Source organism: Rhodobacter sp. (assembly GCA_020637515.1).
GTDB lineage: Bacteria > Pseudomonadota > Alphaproteobacteria > Rhodobacterales > Rhodobacteraceae > Pararhodobacter.
In genome coordinates, this window is sequence record JACKKG010000001.1 from 1,819,643 (window position 1) to 1,842,391 (window position 22,749).

Sequence of the window (22,749 nt, forward strand, 5' to 3'; positions counted from 1 at the left end):
ATGATCGAGATCCGCGAGCTCACAAAGTATTTCGGCGACCACCTGGTGCTGGACCGGGTGGATCTGACCGTCGCCCGGCACGAGGTGGTCTGCCTGATCGGGGCCTCGGGCTCGGGCAAGTCCACGCTGCTGCGCTGCATCAACCGTCTGATCGAACCCGACTGGGGCGAGATCCGGCTGGATGGCCGGCCGATCACCGATCCGTCCTTTGGCCGGACCGGGCTGCAACGCCGGGTCGGCATCGTGTTCCAAAGCTACAACCTGTTTCCGCACATGCGGGTGCTCGACAACGTGACGCTGGCCCCGCGCAAGGCGCAGGGTGTGCCACGCGCGCAGGCCGAGGTCCGGGCGATGGAGGTTCTGACGCTTCTGGGCATGGACCGTTTCGCGCGGGCCTATCCCGAACAGCTCTCGGGCGGTCAGCAACAGCGGGTGGCGTTGGCGCGGGCCCTGGCGGGCGCGCCCGATGTGCTGCTTCTGGACGAAGTGACGGCGGCGCTGGACCCCGAACTGGTGGGCGAGGTGATGGAGGCGATCCGCGGGCTGAAGTCCCGTGGCCTGACGATGGTGATCGTCACGCATGAAATGGGCTTCGCGCGCGATCTCGCGGACCGGGTGTGTTTTCTGGACGGCGGGCGCATCGTCGAAGAGGCGCCTCCGGCCCAGCTTTTCGGTGCGCCCGAACATCCGCGCACGCAGGCGTTCCTGCGCCGGTTGCTGGACGGTGGCCGATTGTGACGGGCGCGCCCGAGGAAGGGGAGGGGATTGTGCAGGATTTGCCGATTGCGTTGATCGGGGCCGGGCCGATGGGGCTGGCCTGCGCCAAGGTTCTGGTCGAACAGGGGATCGCCTTTCAGGGGTTTGAACTGCATTCCGACGTGGGCGGGCTGTGGGACATCGCCGGGCCGCGGTCCACGATGTATGACAGCGCGCATCTGATCTCGTCGCGCACAAAGACCGAGTTTCGCGATTTCCCGATGGACCCGGGCGTGGCGGACTATCCCTCGCACCGGGTGCTCAAGGATTATTTCCACGCCTTCGCCGACCGTTTCGACCTGCGCCGCCATTACCGCTTTGGCGCCGAGGTGCTGCGCTGCGAGCCTCTGGATGCGGGGTGGCGCGTGGTCTGGCGTCAGGACGGCGCCGAACACGAGGGGCGCTTTGGCGGGGTGATGATCGCCAACGGCACGTTGAGCGAGCCGAACATGCCCGCTTTCGTCGGCGATTTCGCGGGCGAGTTGATCCACTCGGCGCAGTATCGGCACCACGATCAGATGCGCGGCAAGCGGGTGCTGGTGATCGGGGGCGGGAACTCGGGGTGCGATATCGTGGTGGACGCGGTGCACCACGGGGAATGCGCCGACCTGTCGCTCAGGCGGGGCTATCATTTCGTGCCGAAATACGTCTTTGGCAAACCGGCCGACACGCTGGGGCGCTTGCCCCTGCCGATGGCACTGAAGCGGCGCGTGGACGGGATGATCCTGCGCTGGTTCGCGGGCGACCCGCAGCGCGTGGGCTTTCCCGCGCCCGATCACAAGCTCTATGAAAGCCACCCGGTGGTGAACTCGCTGGCGATCTTTCACGCCGGGCACGGCGACATCCGCGTCCGTCCCGACATCGCCCGGTTCGACGGGCAGACGGTGCATTTCAAGGACGGCACGCAGGCCGACTATGATCTGGTGATCGCGGCCACCGGCTACCTGCTGCACTATCCGTTCATCGACCGCGCCTTGCTGAACTGGCAGGGCGCCGCGCCGCATCTGTTCCTGAACTGCCTGCACCCCGACCGTGACGACCTGTTCGTCATGGGCATGGTCGAGGCGACGGGCCTGGGCTGGCAGGGCCGCCACGAACAGGCCGAGATGGTCGCGCGCTACATCAAGGGCCTGCGCTCGGGCAGCGCCGGGGCGCGCGCCATTCAGGCGGAAAAGGCACGCGGCTTCCAGCGCGTCACCGGTGGCATGGAATACGTCGATCTGCCGCGCATGGCCTATTATGTCGAACGCAGTGCCTATCGCACAGCGGTCACGCAGCGCATCAAGGCCTTGGGAGGGCAGCCATGAGCGGCGATATCGACAGCGTGATGCTGAATTTCAGCCCCGGCTCGCTGATGCTGCTGAACGGCATCCTGGCGGTGGTGATGTTCGCCATCGCGCTGGACCTGAAGCTTGAGCATTTCCGCGCCCTGATCCGGGCGCCCAGGCCGGTGATCGCGGGCTTTCTGTCGCAATTCCTGGTGCTGCCCGCCGCCACCTATCTGCTGGTCCTGGCGATGCAGCCGCGCCCCTCGATCGCGCTGGGGCTCATTCTGGTGGCGGCCTGCCCGGGCGGCAACATCAGCAATTTCCTGACCCACCGGGCCGGCGGCAACACGGCCCTGTCGGTCAGCCTGACGGCCATCGCGACGGTCGGAGCCCTGGTGCTGACGCCGCTCAACATCGCGCTGTGGGGCGGTCTTTATGCGCCGACGCGGGCGATCCTGCACGCGACGCGCATCGACCCGGTGCAGGTGGCGGTGACGGTGGCCTTTCTGCTGGTGCTGCCGCTGGCGCTGGGAATGCTGGTCAATGCCCGCGCGCCCGCCTGGGCCGCGCGCATCCGCCGGCCCATGCAGATCCTGTCGATGGTGATCTTCGTCGGCTTCATCGCGGCCGCGCTGGCCGCGAACTGGCAGTATTTCCTGGATCTCGCGGGCCTGGTCGCGGGCCTGGTCATCGCGCACAACACGCTGGCGCTGGCGCTGGGCTTTCTGGTCGCGCTGGCGTTCCGCGTCAGCCCCGCCGACCGCCGCGCGATCACCATCGAGACCGGCATCCAGAATTCGGGCCTGGGGCTGATCCTGATCTTCGCCTTTTTCGGCGGGCTTGGCGGGATGGCGGTGGTCGCGGCCTTCTGGGGCATGTGGCACGCGGTTTCGGGCCTGCTGCTGGCGACGCTGTGGTCGCGGAGGCCGGCATGACGCGCATCCTTGTCACCGGGGCGGGCGGCAACGTCGGGCGCGCGCTTCTGGCGGGATTGCTGGGGCATACCGTCCTGGCCACCGATGTCGCCCCGGGGTTCGAACCCTGCGACGTGACCGGCGACGACCCCGACCGCGTGATCGGCGCTTTCCGGCCAGAGGTCGTGGTGCATCTGGCCTCGATCGTGACGCCGCCGAAAGGGTCCACCCGCGACTTTGAATGGCGGGTGGATGTGCAGGGGTCGCGCAATGTGCTGGACGCCTGCCTGCGCCACGGGGTGCGGCGGCTGGTGGTGACCTCCTCGGGGGCGGCCTATGGCTATCACGCCGACAACCCGGTTCCGCTGCGCGAAAGCGACCCGCTGCGCGGCAACCCCGAGTTCCCCTATGCCGACCACAAGCGCCAGGTCGAGGCCATGCTGGCCACGGCCCGCGCCGAACACCCGGCACTGGAGCAGGTGGTGCTGCGCGTCGGCACCGTGCTGGGCGAGGGGGTCGACAATCAGATCACCGCCTTGTTCCGACGCAAGCGCCTGCTCAAGGTCAAGGGCGCGGACAGCCCCTTCGTCTTCATCTGGACGCAGGACCTGGCGGCGATCCTGACGCGCGCGGCGACCGACGGTCCGGCGGGGATCTTCAACGTGGCGGGCGACGGGGCGCTGGGCGTGGAGGCGCTGGCGGCAGCGATGGAGAAACCCGTGCTGACATTGCCCGCCTGGTTGCTGACCGCCGCGCTGGCGGTGGCGCGTCCGCTGCGCCTCAGCCGTTATGGGCCGGAACAGGTGCGTTTCCTGCAATACCGCCCGGTCCTGGACAACACCGCGCTGAAACGCGACTTCGGCGTCACCCCGGCGCTGACCTCGGCGCAGGTCTTCGACCTGTGGCGCCGCTGGGCAAACCCGTGAAATGCGCGGTCATCACCGGCGGCGGCGGCGGGCTGGGCCGCGCCCTGGCTCAGGGGCTTCAGGCGCGAGGCTGGTTCACGGCGCTGATGGACCTGCCGGAGGGATTTGCGGGGTTGCAGGCGGGCCCCCGGCAAAGCCTGCACCCGTGTGACGTGACCGACCCGGCGCAGGTGCGCGCCTGTGTTGCCGATCTGCGGGCGCAGCACCCGTCGATCGACCTGGCGGTCTACAACGCCGGCGTGACGCTGATCGCGCCGTTCGCGGGGATGGACCCGGCCGCGCATCGACGAGCGTTCGAGATCAACTATTGGGGCGCGGTCACGCTGGCCGCCGAACTCTTGCCCGACCTGCGCGCGGCGCGGGGCACGCATCTGGCGATCACCTCGGTTGCCGGCTTCGCGCCGCTGAAACACCGCACCGCCTATGCGGCCTCGAAACACGCGCTGACCGGGTTCTTCGCCTCGCTCCGGGCCGAGGAGGCCCCGCACGGTGTCCAAGTCGCCCTTGCCGCGCCGTCCTTCGTGGCGACGAACCCGGGCGCGGCCTATGGCCCCGACGGGATCGGCCGACCGGGCGCGGCCCGCGACGGGATCGACGCGATGACCCCGGGCCAGGCGGCACAGGCGATCCTCGAGGGGCTGGAGCGGCGGCGCGCGTTCATCCCCGTCGGCCGGGTCGCGCGGCTGAGCTGGTGGCTCAACCGCCTGTCGCCCGGGCTCTACGCACGCCTGATGGTCCGCAGCGTGGCGCGCGAAACCTCTTGACGCAGAAAGGGTTGCGCCCTTGGGTAAGGACATGCTCCGAACCCTTGCCCTGCTGCTGATCCTGGCCGCCTGCGGCCGCCCGCTGACGCCGCACGAGACCGACCTCGCCGCGCGGCTGTTCGGCGACACGCTGGACCCCGCGCCGGTGCGCCTGCACGACACCTCGCTGGTCGGCCTGACCGAGCACCGCTTTGCCACGCGCCCCCGCACCACCTGCCGCGAGCGCCTGGGCCCCCCGCCCACCGGCCCCTTTGAAACCGGCCGCATCGCCGGCGTGGCGCTGGGCAATCACCTGCACTTCCGGCCCGATGTCTTTCGCCCCGATTTCACCCGCCGCGCGGATGGCACGCTGCCGCTGGCGGCGGCGATGTTCCTCGCGCATGAACTGACGCATGTCTGGCAATGGCAGAACCGGGCGCTGACCGGCTATTCGCCGCTGCGGGTCGGGGCCGAACACCGCCCGGGCACCGACCCCTATCTCTTCGATCCCCAGACGAACGCGCATTTCCTCGACTACGGATACGAACAACAGGCCAGTCTGGTCGAGGAATACGTCTGCTGCATGGCCCTCGATGCCGAGGGCGCCCGCACCGCGCGGTTGCACGATCTCCTGGCCCAGGTCATGGCGCCGGGCGCGCTGCCGCAAGCCCCCGTTTCATTGCCCTGGGACGGGGCCGAGACGCGCGGCATCTGCGGCTGACCGCCCCTTCTTTGTGCCGGAAATATCCTCGGGGGTATCCAAAGGGGGTGGAAAACCCCCTTTGGCGGGGGGTGCGGGGGGCTGGCCCCCCGCCGCCTGCGTCAATCGCCGCCCGCGTCAACGCGAGTAGAAGCCCTCGTAGATCGGCGTCAGGGTCTCCATGTCGAACAGCGACGAGACCGAGGTGCCGTTCCAGGTGTTCAGGATCGCCTGGGCGAACATCGGCGCGGTCGGCACGATGCGAATATTGGGCGCGGCCTTCACCGCGTCGGTCGGCTCGATGGAATCGGTGATGACCAGCGTCTTCATGACCGAATTGCGGATCCGTTCGACCGCCGGGCCCGACAGCACGCCGTGCGTGATGTAGCTGTGCACCTCGGTCGCGCCGGCGTCCATCAACACCTCGGCGGCCTTGCACAGGGTGCCGGCGGTATCGCAGATGTCGTCCACGATGATGCAGGTCTTGCCCCGCACGTCCCCGATCACCGTCATTTCCGCGATTTCGCCCGGCTTCTCGCGGCGCTTGTCCACGATGGACAGCGGCGCGTTGATGCGCTTGGCCAACTCGCGCGCGCGCGCGACCCCGCCCACGTCGGGCGAGACCACCATCACCTCGGCCCGCCGGTCCCGGAACGTGTGCATCACGTCCAGCGCAAAGATCGGCGCGGCATAGAGGTTGTCCACCGGAATGTCGAAGAACCCCTGGATCTGCGTCGCGTGCAGATCCAGCGTCAGCACGCGGTCGATCCCGGCCTCGGTGATCAGGTTCGAGACCAGCTTGGCGGAAATCGGCGTGCGGGCCTTGGTCCGGCGGTCCTGGCGGGCATAGCCGAAATAGGGGATCACGGCGGTGATCCGCGCCGCCGACGAGCGTTTCAGCGCGTCGGCAATGATCAGCAATTCCATCAGGTTGTCGTTCGCCGGGTTCGAGGTCGGCTGGATGATGAACATGTCCTCGCCGCGGACATTCTCATAGACCTCGACGAAGATCTCCTGATCGTTGAACCGCTCGACGCGCGCATCCACCAGGTTCACCTGCATCCCTCGATGCAGCGACATGCGGCGCGCGATGGCCTTTGCAAGCGGCTTGTTGGCATTGCCGGCGATGAGTTTCGGTTCGGTCATGGCGCATGTCTCGATGGGGATAGGGCAGGAGAGTCGGGCTGTTGACACCGCTTATCACCCCGCTAGGGTCTTGCAAACCCAGAGGTCCCGGAGACGCCCCCAGCATGCAACAGATTGACTATTACCTCACCGTGATCTCGCCCTGGACCTATCTGGCGGGCGCCCGTCCGGCAGAGATCGCGGCGCGCCACGGCGCCAGCCTGCGCTACAAGCCGGTCGATCCGACCGCGCTGTTCGCGCGCACCGGCGGTTTGCCGCTTGCGCAGCGCCACGAAAGCCGGCAGGCCTATCGTTTGCAGGAACTGCGCCGCCAGTCGCGCAAGACCGGCCTGCCGCTGACGATGCGACCCGCCTTTTTCCCGGCCAATCCGGCGCCCGCCGCCTATGCGATCATCGCCGCGCAGGAAAAGGGCGGCGGCGACCTGGACGCGCTGGTGCGCGCGCTTTGCGCCGCCTGCTGGACCGAGGAGAGGAATGTCGCCGACGACGAGGTCATCGCCGAATGCCTGGTCCGCGCCGGCTTTCCGGCCAGCCTGACCATGTCCGGCATGTTGATCGGCGCCGAAACCTATGCGCGCAACCTCGAAGAGGCCGTCGCCGCCGGGGTCTTCGGCTTTCCGTTCTTTGTTGTCGAGGGCGAAGGCTTCTGGGGTCAGGACCGGCTCGACGATCTGGACCTGTTCCTGGCGGGCCAGCTTTGAGCGGATTGCATAGCCTGCGGCTGGGAACGCCGGGCGCCCCGCCCGCGGTCCTGGCGCATTGCTTCCTGGGCAATGGCGGCAGCTGGCGGCGGATGCTGGCGGCGATGGCGCCGCTCGATGCGCTGTCGCTCGATCTGCCGGGGCACGGCGGCAGCGCGATGCCGGACGATCCGGGCGATTTCCATGCGCTGACGGCCGCCGCCATCGCCCTGCATGTGGCGCGCCCGTCGCTGCTGGTCGGGCATTCCTTTGGCGCGGCCTCGATGTTGCGCCACGCGCTGGGCAATCCCGCGACCGCGACCGGCCTTGTGCTGATCGAGCCGGTGTTCTTCGCCGCCGCGCGGGGCACGCCGGCGTTCGCGCCCTACCGCGCCAGCGAGCGGGCGCTGCACGCGGCCGTGCGCGCGGGGGACCTGGACGTTGCCGCGCGCGAGTTCCTGGCGCTGAACCCCGGCTCGCCGGACTGGGACGCCCTGCCGCCGCCCGTGCAACGGCAGATGGCGGCGCAGATGCGCCTGGTCGCCGCGACCGAGGCCGGGCTCTTTGGCGACAGCGGCGGGCTGTGCGCGCCGGGGGTGATGGAGGGGTTCGACCCTCCCGTGCTGCTGATGGTCGGCAGCGACACGACGCCGATTTTTCACGCCACGGCCAACGCCTTGGCCCAGCGTCTGCCGCGCGCCGAGGTGGTCGTGGTTGCGGGGGCCGGGCATATGGCGCCGATCACCCACCCGGCCGACACCGCGCGCGCGATCGACGCCTGGCGACGCCGGACCGGGCAGCCCCTGGCCGAGACGGAAACCCCCTGCGTCGGCTGACACAGGGGGTTTCGGATTCGATGATCGCGCGGTTCGACAAACGCGCGGTTCGGGGGTCAGGCGGCTTCGGCCTCGGCCTCGGCGGCGGCCATGCGGCGCTCGCTTTCCTCGCGCGACAGCGCGACCGAGGTGCGCACCCCGGCGGCCACGAATTGCATCAGCCCCGACACGACGCGCTCGTTCGGGTCGATGCCGGCGCAGCTCAACACCTCGCGGCCGTCGCGCGACCGCGCCCAACGGGCGATCTGCTCGGGGCCGTTGCCATATTTCTTGTCGTCGGCGATTGCGTCGTCCAGTGCCGCCAGCACGACCGCGGCAAACAGTTTGCGCGCGCGCTGGCCCTGCTCGTGATTGTACGCCGTGCCATCCACGGAGTCGAACATACTTACCGTCCTTATTCTTGCTCTTGCATTTCCGGGCGTTCGCCTCTTTAACGGTTTGACGCGGCGATTCGCTACCGATCTATTGCATGTCTGTCATGCGCTGTATGCATGGCTTGGGTCTGGCGTCGCCTCTTGGCCTTGGCTTGCGCGGGTGAACCCTGCACGATATAGGCTTGCCGCAAGCAATCTCAACATTTTCACAAGAGTTTTCTCATGGCCAAGATCAACGGCAATGAAATCCGCCCGGGCGCGGTTCTGGAGCACGACAATGGCCTGTGGGTCGCGGTCAAGGTGAACCATGTCAAGCCCGGCAAGGGCGGCGCCTTTGCCCAGGTCGAGCTGAAGAACCTGCGCGACGGCCGCAAGCTGAACGAGCGCTTCCGGTCCGAGGACAAGGTCGAGGTGGTCAAACTGGAACGCAAGGATCAACAGTTTCTTTACGAAGCCGATTCCATGCTGACCTTCATGGATTCGGAAACCTTCGAGCAGATCGAACTGCCCGCCGATCTGTTGGGCGACCGCCGCCCGTTCCTGCAAGACGGCATGACCGTCACCATCGAATACTACGGCGACGAGGCGCTCAATGTCGCGCTGCCGCCCAAGGTCGTCTGCAAGATCATCGAAACCGAGCCGGTCGTCAAAGGCCAGACCGCCGCCAACAGCTTCAAGCCGGCAGTCCTGGACAACGGCCTGCGCATCATGGTGCCGCCCTTCGTCGCCCAGGACGAGGATATCGTCGTCCACACCGAGACCTTCGAGTATTCCGAAAGGGCCTGACCCATGCGTGCGGTCGCGGTTGCCGTTCTGTTGTCCCTGGCCGGGTGCACCGGCGCAGGTGCGGGCCCCGAAGGGGACTGGCGGGTGGTCGAACTGGATGGCACGGCCATCGCTCCCGCGGACGGGGTGACGCTGGCGCTGGCCGATGGTCAGGCCACGGGCCGCTCAGGGTGCAACCGGTTCACCGGGGGGTATGCGCTGGGCTCAGGGTTCACCTTTGGCCCGCTGGCCGCGACCCGCATGGCCTGTTTCGGCCGCGCGGCCGAGCTGGAAACGCTGTTCAACCGCGTCACGGGGCAGGTCGATGGCTGGCGCCGCGAAGACGCGGCTTTGGTGCTGATGGCGGGCGCGCGGCCCGTCCTGCGCGCGGTTCCCGCGGAATCCCGGTAACGTTCGGCCCCGGTCCCGCGTATCGGAAAGCACAGCCGAATTCGGGGGATCCCATGCTCGACCGATACCTGCGCCCGCTCATCGACCCGCCGCTCGACCGTCTGGGGCGGGCGCTGGCCGGGCTCGGCATCGGCGCGAACGCGGTAACGGCGCTGGGTTTGGCGCTGGGACTGGGCGCCGCGCTGGCAGTGGCGCTGGGCGCGTTCGGCGTGGCGCTGGCCCTGATGTTGGCCTCGCGGCTGGCGGACGGGCTGGACGGCGCAGTCGCGCGCGCGACCCGGCCCAGCGATTTTGGCGGGGTCTTCGACATCGCCGCCGATTTCGTGTTCTATGCGGCGCTTCCCCTGGCCTTTGTCTGGGCCGACCCCGTCGCGAACGGGCTGGCCGGTGCCGCGCTGATCGCCGGTTTCTACGTCAATGCCGCCAGCTTCCTGGGGTATGCCATCCTGGCGGCCAAGCAGGGCCGCACGACGCGCGCGCGCGGCCAGAAATCCTGGTATCACGCCGGAGGGTTGATGGAAGGCACGGAAACCATCGCCTTTTTCGCCGCGTTCTGCCTGTGGCCCGGGGTCTTTCCGGCGCTGGCCTGGGTCTTTGCCGCGCTCTGCCTGCTGACCGCGACGGCCCGACTGGCCCAGATGCACCAGACTTTCGACTGAGGGCGACGCGCCGGGCCCAAGGCCGGTGCCGATGGCGATCCCGGGAGGACTCGAACCCCCAACCCCCTGATTAGAAGTCAGGTGCTCTATCCGGTTGAGCTACGGGACCGCTGGCGCCGTTCATGGGCCAGCGCGCGGGTTCCGTCAAGGCGTGAGCGGCAGATCGGCCAACGTGCGGGCCAGAAGCGCCAGGTTGTCGGGTTCGGAAAAGCGGTGATCGGCGCCTTTCACCAGCGACAGGGTCAGATCCGGGCTGTCGGCGTGTTCGAACAGCCTGAGCGCCACCGATACCGGCACGTCGGTGTCGTTCGACCCTTGCAGCAGCCGCACCGGGAACGGCAGGGGCAGGGGGCTGCGCAACACCAGGCGGGTGCGGCCGTCCTCGATCAGGCGGCGCGTGATGCGATAGGGGGCGTCGTCATACTCGGACGGCAGATCGACGACACCGTCGGCGTCCAGACGGGCGCGCTGATCGTCGGAAAAGTCGGACCACAGGCCGTCCTCGGTGAAATCGGGCGCCGCGGCGATGCCGACCAGCGCCGCCACCCGGTCGGGCATCGCGCGCGCCACCAGCAGTGCGATCCATCCGCCCATGGACGAGCCCACCAAGACCTGGGGCCCATCGGTCAGCGCGCGGATCGCCTCCATGGCGTCCTGGGACCAGTCGCCGATGCAACCGTCGAGGAAATCGCCGCTGGACTGCCCGTGGCCCGAATAGTCGAAGCGCAGGAAGGCCCGGCCCCGGTCCCGGGCCCAGTGTTCCAGGAATTGCGCCTTGGTGCCCGTCATGTCGGATTTGAAGCCGCCCAGGAACACCACGCCCGGCCCGGTGCCCGGCGTCCGGACATAGGCGATGCGGCGGCCTTGCGGGGTCGTCAGGACCTGCGTCAACGGAACGGCACCCCCATCGTGCCCGCGCCGCGCCGGTCGGCGGGGTCGGCCCAGGTGGCGGGGTCGCAGATCAGCGCGGCCAGTGCATTGGCGCCGGCTTCCAGCATCCTCTCGCCCTTTTCGGCGGTGGCGCGGCTGGCATTCCCGGCCATGCCGTTGCCGGTGATATGCGGGAAGGGACGCCAACGATAGGCGGTCTTGCCGGCCTTGAGGAACCCTGCGCCGTCCATCCCGTCGATGACCGAGGCCAGGTCCGAGGTGTCCACCAGATCCGGTTCGCAGGCCAGCATCATCGAGGTCTCGGCCTCGCCGCCATGCATCACGCCGGGCTGGTCCTGGCAATGCTGCGCCAGATCCTCGCCGGCCTCGGCGACATAGGTGGCGCCGACCAGAACGGCGTCGATCTGCGAGCCCAGCTCGTCGCAGATCTGCTGCATGGCGACCATGTTGCCGCCGTGCGAGTTGGAAATCAGGATGTGCCGAAATCCGTGCCGGGTGATCGACACGATCAGGTCATGCAGCACGGCGCGAAACGTCGCGTGGCTCAGCGTCAGCGTGCCACCAAAGGGCATGTGATGTTCGCTGAGGCCCGACCAGACGACCGGCGCGACGACCACGGGGCGCGTGGCGCAAGCCTTGCGCGCGGCGCGCATGTTGACTTCGTAACCAAGGCGCGTGTCGGTCATGGTCGGCAGATGGGGGCCGTGCTGCTCGATCGAGGCGATTGGCAGGATCACCACCGCATCCTGGGCGGCCAGCGCGCGCAGTTCGTGCGCCTTGAGGCGGGACCAGTCGGTTTCTTGCATCGGGGGCCTCCTGTCTGTGCGGGGTCATGATGCACGGGTCAGGCGAAAGGGCAAGCCGGCGTCACAGGCTTTGCGCCAGCACGCGGCTGATGGTGGTCAGGCTTTGCCCCGACTGCGCGCGCCAGGTGTCAAACGCCGCCTGCACCTGCGCCCAGGCCTTTTTCGAGGTCGGTGCCTTGTCGATGACGCCTTCGGCCACCAGCCGGGCGGTCACGTCCTGCGACAGGACAAAGCCGTCCTTGCCCATCTGCCGCAGCATGTAGGGGCCGGTCGCGCCGCCCAGTCGCGCGCCTTGGGACTGCAACCATTGGATCAGGCCGGCGTAATCCTCGGCCGGCCAGTCGCCGATGCGGCGGCCGAAACTGCCCGACTCGGCGCTGACCCGACGGATGAAGTGCGCGTTGTCCAGGATCGCGCGCAGCTTGGGCGGGCTGCGGATGACGCGCGTGTCCGCGCACAGGTCGTAGAACCAGTCCTCGGGCTGAAAGGTCACGAAGCCGATGTCGAAGCCGTGAAACGCGGCCTCGATCCCGGGCCATTTGGTATCGACCACCTTCCAGCTGATCCCCGCCTGCAAGATGCCGCGCGCCATCTGCGCCAGCCACCGCGTATCGGGGATCGCGGCCAGCGCGTCGGCCCCCAGCGGCACGGGGATGTCCTTCAGCACCGCCTCGACGCTGCCCTTGCGGCTGGCGGCGATGGCCAGGATCTCGTCATAGCTGCGCATGGTCTCTCTCCGGATTTGCGCCGATCCTGCGCGCCTGCGCGCCGATTGACAAGCGGCGCGCGACGGTTCATGCAGGCGCCGACAGACCCGCAACCGGGCGCTCCGTGGGCGCCAGAACGACGAGGAGCTTGGCCGATGAGCCAGATTTCCCTGAAATTCCCTGATGGTAACACGCGCCAGTATGACGCCGGCGTGACCCCCGCGCAGGTCGCGCAATCCATCGCACCGTCGCTGGCCAAGGCCGCGATTTCGGCGCAGGTGAACGGCCAGCACTGGGACCTGCAATGGCCCATCCAGGGCGATGCGACGATCTCGTTGAACACGATGAAGGACGACGGCCCGGCGCTGGAACTGATCCGTCACGATCTAGCGCATGTCATGGCCCGCGCGGTGCAGGAAATCTGGCCCGACACCAAGGTCACCATCGGCCCGGTGCGCGATTACGGCTGGTTCTATGACTTTGACCGGGCCGAGCCCTTCACGCCCGAGGACCTGGGCCAGATCGAGGCGCGGATGAAGCAGATCATCAACGCACGCGAACCGGTCAAGACCGAGGTCTGGTCCCGCGCCGACGCGCTGGCCTATTACGAGCGCACGGGCGAACCCTACAAGGTCGAACTGGTCAACCGCATCCCGGCCGACCAGTCGATCCGCATGTATTGGCACGGGCCCTGGCAGGACCTGTGCCGCGGGCCGCACCTGCAACACACGGGGCAACTGCCGGCCGATGCGTTCAAGCTGACCCATGTCGCGGGGGCCTATTGGCTGGGCGACAGCACGCGGCCGATGCTGCAACGCATCTATGGCGTGGCGTTCAAGTCGCGCGACGACCTGAAGGCGCACATGACCATGCTCGAGGAGGCCGCCAAGCGCGACCACCGCAAGCTGGGCCGCGAGATGGACCTGTTCCACATGCAGGAGGAGGCGCCGGGCCAGGTGTTCTGGCACGCGAACGGCTGGACGATCTACACGCAGCTTCAGGACTACATGCGCCGCAAGCAGCGCGCCGGCGGCTATGTCGAGGTGAACACGCCGCAGGTCGTGAACCGCAAGCTCTGGGAGGCCTCGGGTCACTGGGAGAACTACCGCGAGAACATGTTCATCGTCGAGGTGGACGAGGAAGGCGCCAAGGAAAAGGTCGTCAACGCGCTGAAACCGATGAACTGCCCCTGCCATGTGCAGATATTCAACCACGGCATCAAGAGTTATCGCGACCTGCCGCTGCGGATGGCGGAATTCGGCTCGTGCGCGCGCTACGAACCCTCGGGCGCGCTGCACGGGATCATGCGGGTGCGCGGCTTCACCCAGGACGACGCGCATATCTTTGCCACCGAAGAGCAGATCGAAAGCGAAGCGAAGCGGTTCATCGAATTCCTGGCCGATGTCTATGCGCAGCTCGGCTTTGACACGTGGCGCATCAAGCTGTCGACGCGGCCCGAGAAGCGCATCGGCACCGAGGAAAGCTGGGATCACGCCGAGGCGGCCCTGGCCAACGCGGTGACCGCGGCGGGTCACGCCTATGAGCTGTTCGAAGGCGAGGGGGCGTTTTACGGGCCCAAGCTGGAGTTCGTTCTGACCGACGCCATCGGCCGCGACTGGCAATGCGGGACCTTCCAGGTGGACCCGAACCTGCCCGAGCGGCTGGATGCGGAATATGTCGGGTCCGACGGGGCAAAGCACCGCCCGCTGATGCTGCACCGCGCCTGCCTGGGCTCGTTCGAACGCTTCATCGGCATCCTGATCGAGAACTACGCGGGCAAGCTGCCGATGTGGCTGGCGCCGAAGCAGGTGGTCGTGGCCTCGATCGTGTCCGAGGCGGACGCCTATGTGCGCGAGGTCGCCGCGGCGCTGACCGCCGCCGGCCTGCGGGTCGAGGCCGACACCCGCAACGAGAAGATCAACTACAAGGTCCGCGAGCATTCGCTGGCCAAGGTCCCGGTGATCCTGGCGGTGGGCGCGCGCGAGGTGGCCGAGCGCACGGTTTCGGTGCGCCGGCTGGGCGATACCCGCACCGAGACATGCGCGCTCGACGGTCTGGTGGCGGAGCTGACGGCCGAGGCCGTGGCGCCCGATCTGCGCTAGGGGGGCGGTTTCGCCTTCGGACGGCGGCCTTCCAGGCCGCAGCCCTCGGGCGACCCGGCGCGGCGCTGAAGCGCCGCGCGGGGGCGTTCCGCCCTCTTGCCGGCGTGTCGCCTTTGCGTCAGCCTTGGTGACGTCATGACCGCCCGCGCCGAACGCCTGCTTGCCGTGTTGCAGATCCTGCGCCGCCATCGTCAACCGGTGGCTGCGCAGCGCATCGCTGGCGAGACCGGCACCAGTCTGCGCACCGTCTATCGCGACATCGACGCCCTGCGCGCCCAGGGCGCGGCCATCGAGGGCGAGGCCGGGCTGGGCTATGTCCTGCGCCCCGGGTTCCTGCTGCCGCCGCTGATGTTCACCGAGGACGAGATCGAGGCCCTGGTTCTGGGCGCCCGTCTGGTTGCCAGCCGTGGCGACCCCACGCTGGCCGCCGCCGCCGCCGAAGCCGTGGCGCGGATCGGCGCGGTTTTGCCGGGGCGGCTGCGCGACCTGGCCGAGAGCGCGGCGCTGCTGGTGCCGACAGGCGCGCGGCGCGACGCGCCCCACATGGCCGCGCTCAGGCGCGCGATTCGCGCCGAGCGCAAGGTGGAGATCCGCTACCGCGACAAGTCCGGCACCGAGACACGGCGCGTGGTCTGGCCCTTTGCGATGGGGTTTTTCGACAGCGTGCAGGTTTTGGTCGCCTGGTGCGAGACCCGCCAGGCGGTGCGCCACTTTCGAGAGGACCGTATCGCCGACTGCGCGGTGCTCGAGCTGCGCTACCCGCAGCGGCGGGCGCGCCTGCTGCGCGACTGGGCCACGGCCGAGAAAATCCGCGCCGCGGGGGTGGCTGCTGACAGATCCTGACAGCCGGCGCTGGCACAAGCGGGCATCGCAACCAGGGAGATCCGCGATGCAAGACTGTCCGATGATGATCCATTATGTCCGCGACCCGGTCGCCAGCACCCGCTTCTATGCCGATGCGCTGGGCGTGCCGGTGATCCATGAAAGCGCCGATTTCGCCATGCTCGCGCTGGGGGCGGGGATGCGCCTGGGCCTGTGGCGGGCCGGCGCGGTCGCGCCCGCTGCGTCCGGTGCGGCGGGCTGCGGCGAGCTTTGCGTGGCGTTGCCCGACGCGGCGGCGCTGGATGCGCTGCATGCCCGGCTTGCGGCGCAGGGCGCGCGGGTGACGCAGCCCCCCGCCGCGATGGGGTTCGGACGGGCGTTCACCGTCCTTGATCCGGACGGCCACCGGCTGCGCCCCTATGTTCCGGCGGCGCGATGAGCGGGCGGGCCTGGGTCGCCGTCGTCTCGGCCGATCATGTGCGGATCGGTCTGGCGGGGGGCTTCGTGCAGGTCTGCCATGGCAAGGCGGCGCCTCTGCGCCGCCTGAGCCCGGGCGACCGCGTGGCCTGCTATTCCCCGCGCGAGGCAATGCGGGCGGGTGCGCCGGTGCAGGCCTTCACCGCGCTGGGGCGGGTGCGCGAGGGCGCGCCCTACGCGGTGCCGATGGCGCCGGGGTTCGTGCCTTTCCGCCGCGATGTCCATTGGCTGAAGGCCGGGGTCGCGCCGATCCGGCCGCTGCTGGCGCAGCTCAGCTTCGGGGGCCCGAACTGGGGCTACCGGCTGCGCCTCGGGCTGTTCGCGGTGACCGAATGCGACATGGACCAGATCGCCCGGGCGATGGGAGCCGCCGACTGACGCGACAACCCCCTTGCCAGAACCGCGCCCGCCCCCGAGGATGCGCCGAGGGAGGACCCACAACATGAAATCACCGATTCTGATCCTTGCGGCGCTGGCTCTGGGCACCGGGGCCGCGCTGGCCGATCCTGTCGAGGGACGGTGGAGCACCCAGCCCGACGACAACGGCAACACCGGGGTGGTCGAGATCACCCAGTGCGGCAACCGCTTTTGCGGCACGCTGATCGAATCGCGCCACGCCGATGGAAGCACCTTCCAGTCGGAAAACGTCGGCCGACGCATCGTCTGGGACATGGAGCCGCGCGGAGATGGCGCCTATCGGGACGGCCAGATCTGGGCACCGGACCGCGACCAGACCTATCGCTCGCGCATGGATCTGCAGGGCAACCATCTGACCGTGGCGGGCTGTGTCCTGTTCATCTGCCGCGATCAGACCTGGACCCGCACCGACTGAATGCGCATCTTCCGGGTCGCCGCTTGGCGCACGGGCGGGCAAGGTAAGCCCCTGACAAGGTAAGGGAACCCGATGTCCGGCGCGGATTGGTCCAGACTGCTGCTGCTCTCGCTCTTGTGGGGCGGGTCGTTCTTTTTCGTGGGTGTCGCGGTGCCCGTTCTGCCGCCCTTCACGATCGTCCTGGCGCGGGTGGGCCTGGCGGCGCTGGTGCTGGGCGCGGCCTTGCCGCTGTTCGGCCTGCCCGTGCCCAGGGGTTCGGGACCCTGGGCGGCGCTGCTGGTGATGGGGGTGCTGAACAACCTGATCCCGTTCAGCCTGTTCGCGCTGGCGCAGGGGCAGATCTCGTCGGGGCTGGCGTCGATCCTGAACGCGACGACGCCGCTTTGGGGGGTGATCGTCGCGCATCTGGCGACCCGGGACGAACGCATGACCCCGGCGCGCGTGATCGGTGTGCTGGTCGGGTTCGCGGGCGTCGCGGTGATGATGGGGCCGGGTGTTCTGGGCGAAAGCGGCGGCCACTTGTGGGGGCAGATCGCCTGTCTGGGCGCGGCGCTGAGCTATGCGCTGGCGGGCGTCTGGGGACGGCGGTTCCGGGGCAGCGGCCTGCCGCCCCTGAGCGTCGCCTTCGGTCAATGTCTGAGCGCGGCGGTGCTGCTCGTGCCGGTCGTCGCCCTGCGCGAGGCCCCCTGGACCCTGCCGATGCCGGCGCCCCACGTGCTGTGGGCGCTGGTGGGGATGGCGGTGCTGTCCACCTCGTTCGCCTATGCGCTGTATTTCGGCCTGATCCAGAGCGCGGGCGCGGTCAACGCCTTTCTCGTCACCTTCCTGATCCCGGTGAGCGCGGTGGCGCTGGGCGTGGCCTTTCTGGGCGAGACGCTGCTCCCCCGTCAGGTCGCCGGCATGGGCCTGATCGCGCTGGGGCTCATGGTCATCGACGGGCGGCTGTGGCGACGGATCACAGGCCCAGGTAGCGGTGCTCGACCTCGGGTGTGATCGCGGCGGGCTCGCCGGTCCAGACGGTGCGCCCGCGTTCGAGGATCACACAGGCGTCGGCGATCGGCTTCAACTCGCTCAAGGTTTTGTCCACCACCAGGATCGACTGGCCGTCGCGCTTCAGCCGGGCGATGGCGGCCCAGATTTCCTTGCGGATCACGGGGGCCAGCCCCTCGGTTGCTTCGTCCAGAACCAGCAGGCGCGGGTTGGTCATCAGCGCGCGCCCGATCGCCAGCATCTGCTGTTCGCCGCCCGAAAGCGTGCGCGCCTGTTGCCCCGCCCGTTCGCCCAGACGCGGGAAAAACCCCTGCACGCGTTCCAGCGTCCAGGCGCCGGGACGCGCGGCGGCGATCAGGTTCTCGGTCACGGTGAGGGTGGCAAAGCAGCGCCGCCCCTCGGGCACCAGGCCGATGCCCAGACGCGCCGCGCGGTAGGACGGCAGGGCGGTGATGTCCTGCCCGTCAAAGCGCACGCGCCCCTTGTAGGGCGCCTGCATCCGGCACAAGGTGCGGATGGTCGTGGACTTGCCCATGCCGTTGCGCCCCATCAGCGCCACGCATTGGCCGGGTTGCACTGTCAGGTCCACGCCGAACAGCGCCTGCGAGGCGCCGTAAAACACCTCGATCCCGTCAACTTCGGCCAGTGGGGTCATGGTGTCTCCTCGCCCAGATAGGCCTCGCGCACCTGAGGGTCGTTGCGGATCTGATCGACCGAACCCGTCGCGATGACGCGCCCGTAGACCAGCACGCTGATCCGGTCGGCCAGGGCAAAGACCGCGTCCATGTCGTGTTCGACCAACAGGATCGGCGCCTGTTGCTTGAGCGCGCGCAGAAACTGCACCAGGGTGCCGACCCCTTCGGCCCCCATGCCGGCCATGGGTTCGTCCAGCAGGAAGCAGGCCGGTTCGAGGGCCAGCGCGACCGCGATCTCCAGCAGCCGCCGCTCGCCGTGGCTGAGTTCGGCCGAGGGCACGCTGGCGCGCCCGTCAAGCCCGACCCGGGCCAGGATCGACTGCGCGCCGGCGATCAGGCCCTTGTCGCGTTGCACGGGTTTCAGAAACCGGAACGGATGGCCCTGCCGCGCCTGAAGCGCCAGCATGACATTGCGCCGCGCCGAAAACTCGGGGATGAGCGAGGATATCTGGAACGTGCGCCCCAGCCCCATCCGCGCCCGCTGCGCGGTGCTGAGGCGCGTCACGTCGCGCCCGCGAAAGGCGATGGTGCCGCTGTCCGGCGCCAGCCGTCCGGCGATCTGCCCGATCAGCGTGGACTTGCCCGCGCCGTTCGGCCCGATCAGGGCGTGGATCTCGCCAGGTTCCAGGGTCAGCGACACGTCGTCGGTCGCCCTGAGCGCGCCAAAGCTCTTGGACAGGTGCGAGAGGGTCAGGACCGGCTCAGCCATGGCGCTCTCTCCCCGCGATCAGGCCGATCAGGCCGCCGCGCGCGAACAGCACGACGCCCAGCAGAACCAGGCCCAGCCACAGTTTCCAGTGTTCGGTCATGCCGCCGAAAGTGACCTCGAATCCGACCAGGATCGCCGCCCCCGCGACCGGCCCGAAAATCCGGCCGACGCCGCCCAGGATGATGATGACGATGAGTTCGCCAGACATCGGCCAGGCCAGCATCGACGGGCTGGTGAAGCGGCTGAGATCGGCCATCAGCGCCCCCGCCAGTCCGGTGATCGCCCCCGACAGCGCAAAGGCTGCCAGTTGCACGCCAAAGGGGTTGATGCCGACCGCGGCCGCGCGATCGGGGTTCTGGCGGATCGCCATCAGCGCCGCGCCAAAGCGCGAGGCGCGGATCAGTGCGAACAGGCCGACACCGGCCATCAGCAGGCCCCAGCAGATCACGAACAGGTCCCACGGCCGCATCGTGTTCAGGCCGGGAAAACGATTGCGAACATAGATCGGAAGGCCGTCCTCGCCGCCATAGGCCGGCCACGAGACGGCGAAATAATAGACCATCTGCGCAAAGGCCAGCGTGATCATGATGAAGAAGATGCCCTCGGTCCGCAGGCTCAGGGCCCCGATGAGCGCCGCGACCGCGCCGGCGACCAGCATCGCCACGGGCCAGATCACCAGCATCTGGTTCGATCCGGGCAGACCCAGGATCGGCGCGCCACTGCCCGCGTGTTGCGCCAGGATGCCGGCGACGTAGCCGCCCAGCCCGAAGAACGCCGCATGGCCAAAGGACACCATCCCGCCGAGGCCCAGCGCGATGTTCAGCCCCACGCCGGCCAGCGCCAGCACGGCGATGCGGGTGCACAGCGTGATGGTGAACGGCTCGCCGGCCCAGAGCGCCCAGATCGGCACGGCCAGCAATCCCAGGGCCAGCACCGCGTTGACGGCGTATTCGCGATGGTGGTTACGCATGGGCGGGGAACAACCCTTGGGGGCGCAGGATCAGGACCAGCGCCATGAGCAGATAGATCAGCATCGACGCCAGCGCCGCGCCGATCACCGTCGCCTGCGAGGGGTCCAGGAACAGGCCAAAGGCGCGCGGCAGCAGGAAGCGGCCCATCGTGTCGATGATGCCGACCATCAGCGCGCCGACCATGGCGCCCTTGATCGACCCGATGCCGCCGATGACGATCACGACAAAGGCCAGGATCAGCACCGGCTCGCCCATGCCGACCTGCACCGCCTGCACCGCGCCGACCAGCGCGCCCGCCAGCCCCGCCAGCCCCGCACCCAGCGCGAAGACAAGCGTGTAGAGGGCGCGGATATTCACCCCCAGCGCGGCAATCATCTCGCGGTCGTTTTCGCCCGCCCGGATGCGGATGCCCAGGCGGGTCCGGTTGATCAGCAGACTGAGCCCCAGCGCCACCGCCAGGCCGAACCCGATCAGCGCCAGCCGATACAGCGGGTATTCCGTCAGGCCCAGATCGACCGTGCCTTGCAGCAGGGCGGGCGTGTTCAGATACAGCGGAAACGGGCCGAAAACGATCTTGGTGCCCTCGGTCAGGATCAGGATCAGCGCAAAGGTTGCCAGGACCTGGTCCAGGTGGTCGCGCGCGTAGAGCCGGCGCAGGATCGCGATCTCGATCAGGGCCCCTGCGGCGGCGGCGGCCGAGGCGCCGGCGATCAGGCCCAGCCAGAAGTTGCCCGTCGCGGCGGCCGCGGCGGCGCAGAAAAAGGCCCCCAGCATGTAGAGCGAGCCATGCGCCAGATTGATCAGGCCCATGACGCCGAACACCAGCGTCAGGCCGGCGGACATGAGAAACAGCATCAGGCCGAACTGCAAACCGTTCAGCAGCTGTTCAAAAAAGAGCGCAGCACTCACGGCACACCTTTCCTCTGGGTTGCGGGGAAGGGGGGGCGCCCCGCCGTGACGGGGCACCCGTGCCGTTGTTTACTGCATCGCGCACTGGCTGGCGTAGACGTCCTGATAGTCGGTGATCGCCAGGCCCAGCAGGCGGTTGGTGATCTCGCCATCGGCATTGACCACCTCACGCATATAGACGTTCTGGATCGGGTGCTGGTTGTTGCCGAACCGGAAGGCGCCCCGGACCGACGCGAAATCGGCCGCGCGCAGGGCAGCGCGGAACGCGTCGGTATCGTTCACGTCCGCCGCGGCGACTGCCGACAGGATCAGGTTCGCCGTGTCGAAGGACTGGCTCGCATAGAGCGACGGGGTGCGCCCATAGGCCGCGCGGAAGGCGGCGACAAAGGCGGCGTTCGCCGCGTTGTCGAGGTCCGGCGACCATTGGCCCGCGTTGACCACGCCCAGCGCCGCCTCGCCCATGCCGGGCAGGCTGTCCTGGCCGACGGTGAAGGCCGTCGAGATCAGCGGCAGATCCACGCCCGACTGGGCGTATTGCCGCACGAAGCTGATGCCCATGCCGCCCGGCAGGAAGATGAACACGCTGTCCGCGCCCGACGCCCGGATCTGCGCGATTTCGGCGGCGTAATCGGTCTGGCCCAGCTGGGTATAGATTTCGCCGGCGACCTCGCCCGTGTAGCGCCGCTTGAACCCGGTCAGCGCGTCGGTGCCGGCCGGGTAGTTGGGCGCCAGGATGAAGGTATGCGTCATGCCGTGATCGGCGGCATAGGCGCCCGCCGCCTCGTGCAGCATGTCGTTTTGCCACGCGGCGTTGAAATAGAACGGGTTGCAACCGGCGCCGGCCAGCGCCGACGGGCCCGCGTTCGGCGAGATGTAGAACACATCCTGCGCGGTGACGGCGGGAACCACGGCCATGGCGAGGTTCGACCAGATGATCCCCGTCAGGATTTGCGCGTGCTCGGCCTGGATCATGCGGTCGGCAATCTGAACCGCCTGTTCGGGGCGCTGGCCGTCGTCCTCGACCACCAGATGGATCTGGTCGCCACCGTTCAGGTCGAGCGCCAGCTGGAACGCGTCGCGGATGTCGGTGCCAATCCCGGCGCCGCCGCCGGACAGCGTGGTGATCAGGCCGACGGTCACCGGGTCGGCCGAGGCCGCGCCTGCGCCGAGAACCAGGGCCGATAGGCCGGCTGTCATTGTCATGCGAAACGTCATGATCTTCTCCCTGTTACAGTGTTCGCCTTCGTTCGGGGCGAATCGGAGCAAGCCTAGCAAACACCGCCCGAAGTGCAAATTTTTTAACTTTGAAATATTCCGGCGCGCCTCGCGCCCGTCCACCGAGCGGACGGCCGTGTCCTGACCGGTGCCAGCCCGGTTCCGCAGCCGTCCGCGGACCGCGAGAGGCCGGTCGCGGTGCCTGAACCCGGTTGCCGGGGCAGGGTTTGGGCGGGCGCGCCTTGCCTTTGGGGGAAACGGCGCTCTGGGTCGGGTCCGGAGTCGTGGCCCGGTGTGGTGCGCGGGCTGCCGCTGCGCGCGATCGGTCCGGGGCGCGGGGATGCGCCGGAAGGCCGCGTCCGGACAGCAGGCAGTATCCCGGAATTTTTTCACAGCCCGGGCGCGAATGCGCGCCGGGAAAAGGTCCCCGTCGAAACCGCCCAAA

General features: G+C 68.6%; 27 protein-coding genes and 1 tRNA gene. 17 read left to right on the forward strand and 11 right to left on the reverse strand.

What is annotated here, in order from left to right; genetic code table 11:
* The 6 genes from H6900_08885 to H6900_08910 all read left to right on the forward strand — a co-directional run bounded on the left by H6900_08885 (position 1) and on the right by H6900_08910 (position 5,328).
* On the forward strand, positions 1–738 hold the full coding sequence (locus H6900_08885; GenBank protein ID MCC0073391.1) for an amino acid ABC transporter ATP-binding protein: 738 nt from the start codon (positions 1–3) through the stop codon (positions 736–738).
* Positions 739–806: 68 nt separating this feature from the next.
* Positions 807–2,063 carry an NAD(P)-binding domain-containing protein gene (locus H6900_08890; protein ID MCC0073392.1) on the forward strand — a complete coding sequence of 419 codons (1,257 nt, stop codon included), beginning with the start codon at positions 807–809 and terminating at the stop codon, positions 2,061–2,063.
* Positions 2,060–2,959, forward strand: a complete 900-nt coding sequence (locus H6900_08895; GenBank protein ID MCC0073393.1) for a bile acid:sodium symporter family protein — start codon at positions 2,060–2,062, stop codon at positions 2,957–2,959. The genes H6900_08890 and H6900_08895 overlap by 4 nt, the downstream gene beginning before the upstream one ends.
* Positions 2,956–3,864, forward strand: a complete 909-nt coding sequence (locus H6900_08900; GenBank protein MCC0073394.1) for an SDR family oxidoreductase — start codon at positions 2,956–2,958, stop codon at positions 3,862–3,864. Before H6900_08895 ends, H6900_08900 begins: the two co-directional genes overlap by 4 nt.
* Positions 3,861–4,628 (forward strand): SDR family NAD(P)-dependent oxidoreductase, encoded by a 768-nt coding sequence (locus tag H6900_08905; GenBank protein ID MCC0073395.1) that lies wholly within the window; start codon positions 3,861–3,863, stop codon positions 4,626–4,628. The genes H6900_08900 and H6900_08905 overlap by 4 nt, the downstream gene beginning before the upstream one ends.
* A 31-nt stretch (positions 4,629–4,659) precedes the next feature.
* Positions 4,660–5,328 carry a hypothetical protein gene (locus tag H6900_08910; protein ID MCC0073396.1) on the forward strand — a complete coding sequence of 223 codons (669 nt, stop codon included), beginning with the start codon at positions 4,660–4,662 and terminating at the stop codon, positions 5,326–5,328.
* Positions 5,329–5,445: 117 nt separating this feature from the next.
* Here the strand turns inward: H6900_08910 and H6900_08915 are convergent, their stop codons facing one another.
* Positions 5,446–6,453: a ribose-phosphate pyrophosphokinase gene (locus H6900_08915; protein MCC0073397.1), complete on the reverse strand. Its 1,008-nt coding sequence runs from the start codon at positions 6,451–6,453 to the stop codon at positions 5,446–5,448.
* A gap of 104 nt (positions 6,454–6,557) precedes the next feature.
* Between H6900_08915 and H6900_08920 the strand changes: the two genes are divergently transcribed.
* On the forward strand, positions 6,558–7,154 hold the full coding sequence (locus H6900_08920) for a 2-hydroxychromene-2-carboxylate isomerase (GenBank protein ID MCC0073398.1): 597 nt from the start codon (positions 6,558–6,560) through the stop codon (positions 7,152–7,154).
* Positions 7,151–7,969, forward strand: coding sequence for an alpha/beta hydrolase (locus tag H6900_08925; GenBank protein MCC0073399.1), 819 nt, complete (start codon positions 7,151–7,153; stop codon positions 7,967–7,969). The genes H6900_08920 and H6900_08925 overlap by 4 nt, the downstream gene beginning before the upstream one ends.
* Positions 7,970–8,025: 56 nt before the next feature.
* Here H6900_08925 and H6900_08930 read toward each other — a convergent pair whose 3' ends face one another.
* Positions 8,026–8,352: an elongation factor P gene (locus tag H6900_08930; protein ID MCC0073400.1), complete on the reverse strand. Its 327-nt coding sequence runs from the start codon at positions 8,350–8,352 to the stop codon at positions 8,026–8,028.
* Between the two features lie 213 nt (positions 8,353–8,565).
* Here H6900_08930 and efp point away from each other — a divergent pair, with 213 nt between their 5' ends.
* From efp to H6900_08945, 3 genes are read left to right on the forward strand one after another with little or no spacing between them, the layout of a single operon-like run.
* Positions 8,566–9,129 (forward strand): elongation factor P, encoded by a 564-nt coding sequence (gene efp, locus H6900_08935; GenBank protein ID MCC0073401.1) that lies wholly within the window; start codon positions 8,566–8,568, stop codon positions 9,127–9,129.
* Between the two features lie 3 nt (positions 9,130–9,132).
* Complete coding sequence (locus H6900_08940; GenBank protein MCC0073402.1) at positions 9,133–9,519, forward strand: META domain-containing protein; 387 nt, start codon at positions 9,133–9,135, stop codon at positions 9,517–9,519.
* A gap of 53 nt (positions 9,520–9,572) precedes the next feature.
* Positions 9,573–10,178, forward strand: a complete 606-nt coding sequence (locus H6900_08945) for a CDP-alcohol phosphatidyltransferase family protein (GenBank protein ID MCC0073403.1) — start codon at positions 9,573–9,575, stop codon at positions 10,176–10,178.
* A gap of 32 nt (positions 10,179–10,210) precedes the next feature.
* On the opposite strand, the gene H6900_08950 is transcribed toward H6900_08945, so the two are convergent.
* The 4 genes from H6900_08950 to H6900_08965 form a co-directional block, all read right to left on the reverse strand.
* Positions 10,211–10,287, reverse strand: a tRNA-Arg gene (locus H6900_08950).
* Between the two features lie 35 nt (positions 10,288–10,322).
* The gene (locus H6900_08955; protein ID MCC0073404.1) at positions 10,323–11,069 is read right to left on the reverse strand and encodes an alpha/beta hydrolase; all 747 of its coding nucleotides are present in this window, start codon (positions 11,067–11,069) and stop codon (positions 10,323–10,325) included.
* Positions 11,066–11,875, reverse strand: coding sequence for a creatininase family protein (locus H6900_08960; protein ID MCC0073405.1), 810 nt, complete (start codon positions 11,873–11,875; stop codon positions 11,066–11,068). The genes H6900_08955 and H6900_08960 overlap by 4 nt, the downstream gene beginning before the upstream one ends.
* A gap of 61 nt (positions 11,876–11,936) precedes the next feature.
* Complete coding sequence (locus H6900_08965) at positions 11,937–12,602, reverse strand: DNA-3-methyladenine glycosylase I (GenBank protein MCC0073406.1); 666 nt, start codon at positions 12,600–12,602, stop codon at positions 11,937–11,939.
* A gap of 135 nt (positions 12,603–12,737) precedes the next feature.
* Between H6900_08965 and thrS the strand changes: the two genes are divergently transcribed.
* From thrS to H6900_08995, 6 genes are all read left to right on the forward strand, one after another.
* Positions 12,738–14,684, forward strand: coding sequence for a threonine--tRNA ligase (gene thrS / locus H6900_08970; protein ID MCC0073407.1), 1,947 nt, complete (start codon positions 12,738–12,740; stop codon positions 14,682–14,684).
* 135 nt (positions 14,685–14,819) lie between these two features.
* Positions 14,820–15,527, forward strand: a complete 708-nt coding sequence (locus H6900_08975) for a YafY family transcriptional regulator (GenBank protein MCC0073408.1) — start codon at positions 14,820–14,822, stop codon at positions 15,525–15,527.
* A gap of 46 nt (positions 15,528–15,573) precedes the next feature.
* Positions 15,574–15,945: a VOC family protein gene (locus tag H6900_08980; protein MCC0073409.1), complete on the forward strand. Its 372-nt coding sequence runs from the start codon at positions 15,574–15,576 to the stop codon at positions 15,943–15,945.
* Positions 15,942–16,361: an EVE domain-containing protein gene (locus H6900_08985; GenBank protein ID MCC0073410.1), complete on the forward strand. Its 420-nt coding sequence runs from the start codon at positions 15,942–15,944 to the stop codon at positions 16,359–16,361. The genes H6900_08980 and H6900_08985 overlap by 4 nt, the downstream gene beginning before the upstream one ends.
* A gap of 64 nt (positions 16,362–16,425) precedes the next feature.
* Positions 16,426–16,815 carry a DUF2147 domain-containing protein gene (locus H6900_08990; GenBank protein ID MCC0073411.1) on the forward strand — a complete coding sequence of 130 codons (390 nt, stop codon included), beginning with the start codon at positions 16,426–16,428 and terminating at the stop codon, positions 16,813–16,815.
* 72 nt (positions 16,816–16,887) lie between these two features.
* Positions 16,888–17,808: a DMT family transporter gene (locus H6900_08995; GenBank protein MCC0073412.1), complete on the forward strand. Its 921-nt coding sequence runs from the start codon at positions 16,888–16,890 to the stop codon at positions 17,806–17,808.
* On the opposite strand, the gene H6900_09000 is transcribed toward H6900_08995, so the two are convergent.
* The 5 genes from H6900_09000 to H6900_09020 form a co-directional block, all read right to left on the reverse strand.
* Complete coding sequence (locus tag H6900_09000; GenBank protein MCC0073413.1) at positions 17,771–18,460, reverse strand: ABC transporter ATP-binding protein; 690 nt, start codon at positions 18,458–18,460, stop codon at positions 17,771–17,773. The genes H6900_08995 and H6900_09000 overlap by 38 nt on opposite strands.
* Positions 18,457–19,209: an ABC transporter ATP-binding protein gene (locus tag H6900_09005; GenBank protein MCC0073414.1), complete on the reverse strand. Its 753-nt coding sequence runs from the start codon at positions 19,207–19,209 to the stop codon at positions 18,457–18,459. Before H6900_09005 ends, H6900_09000 begins: the two co-directional genes overlap by 4 nt.
* Positions 19,202–20,179, reverse strand: a complete 978-nt coding sequence (locus H6900_09010) for a branched-chain amino acid ABC transporter permease (protein MCC0073415.1) — start codon at positions 20,177–20,179, stop codon at positions 19,202–19,204. The genes H6900_09005 and H6900_09010 overlap by 8 nt, the downstream gene beginning before the upstream one ends.
* A complete protein-coding gene (locus tag H6900_09015) occupies positions 20,172–21,089 on the reverse strand; it encodes a branched-chain amino acid ABC transporter permease (GenBank protein ID MCC0073416.1) in 918 nt (305 codons plus the stop codon). The genes H6900_09010 and H6900_09015 overlap by 8 nt, the downstream gene beginning before the upstream one ends.
* A 69-nt stretch (positions 21,090–21,158) precedes the next feature.
* Positions 21,159–22,304: an ABC transporter substrate-binding protein gene (locus tag H6900_09020; protein MCC0073417.1), complete on the reverse strand. Its 1,146-nt coding sequence runs from the start codon at positions 22,302–22,304 to the stop codon at positions 21,159–21,161.
* Positions 22,305–22,749: the final 445 nt, after the last annotated feature.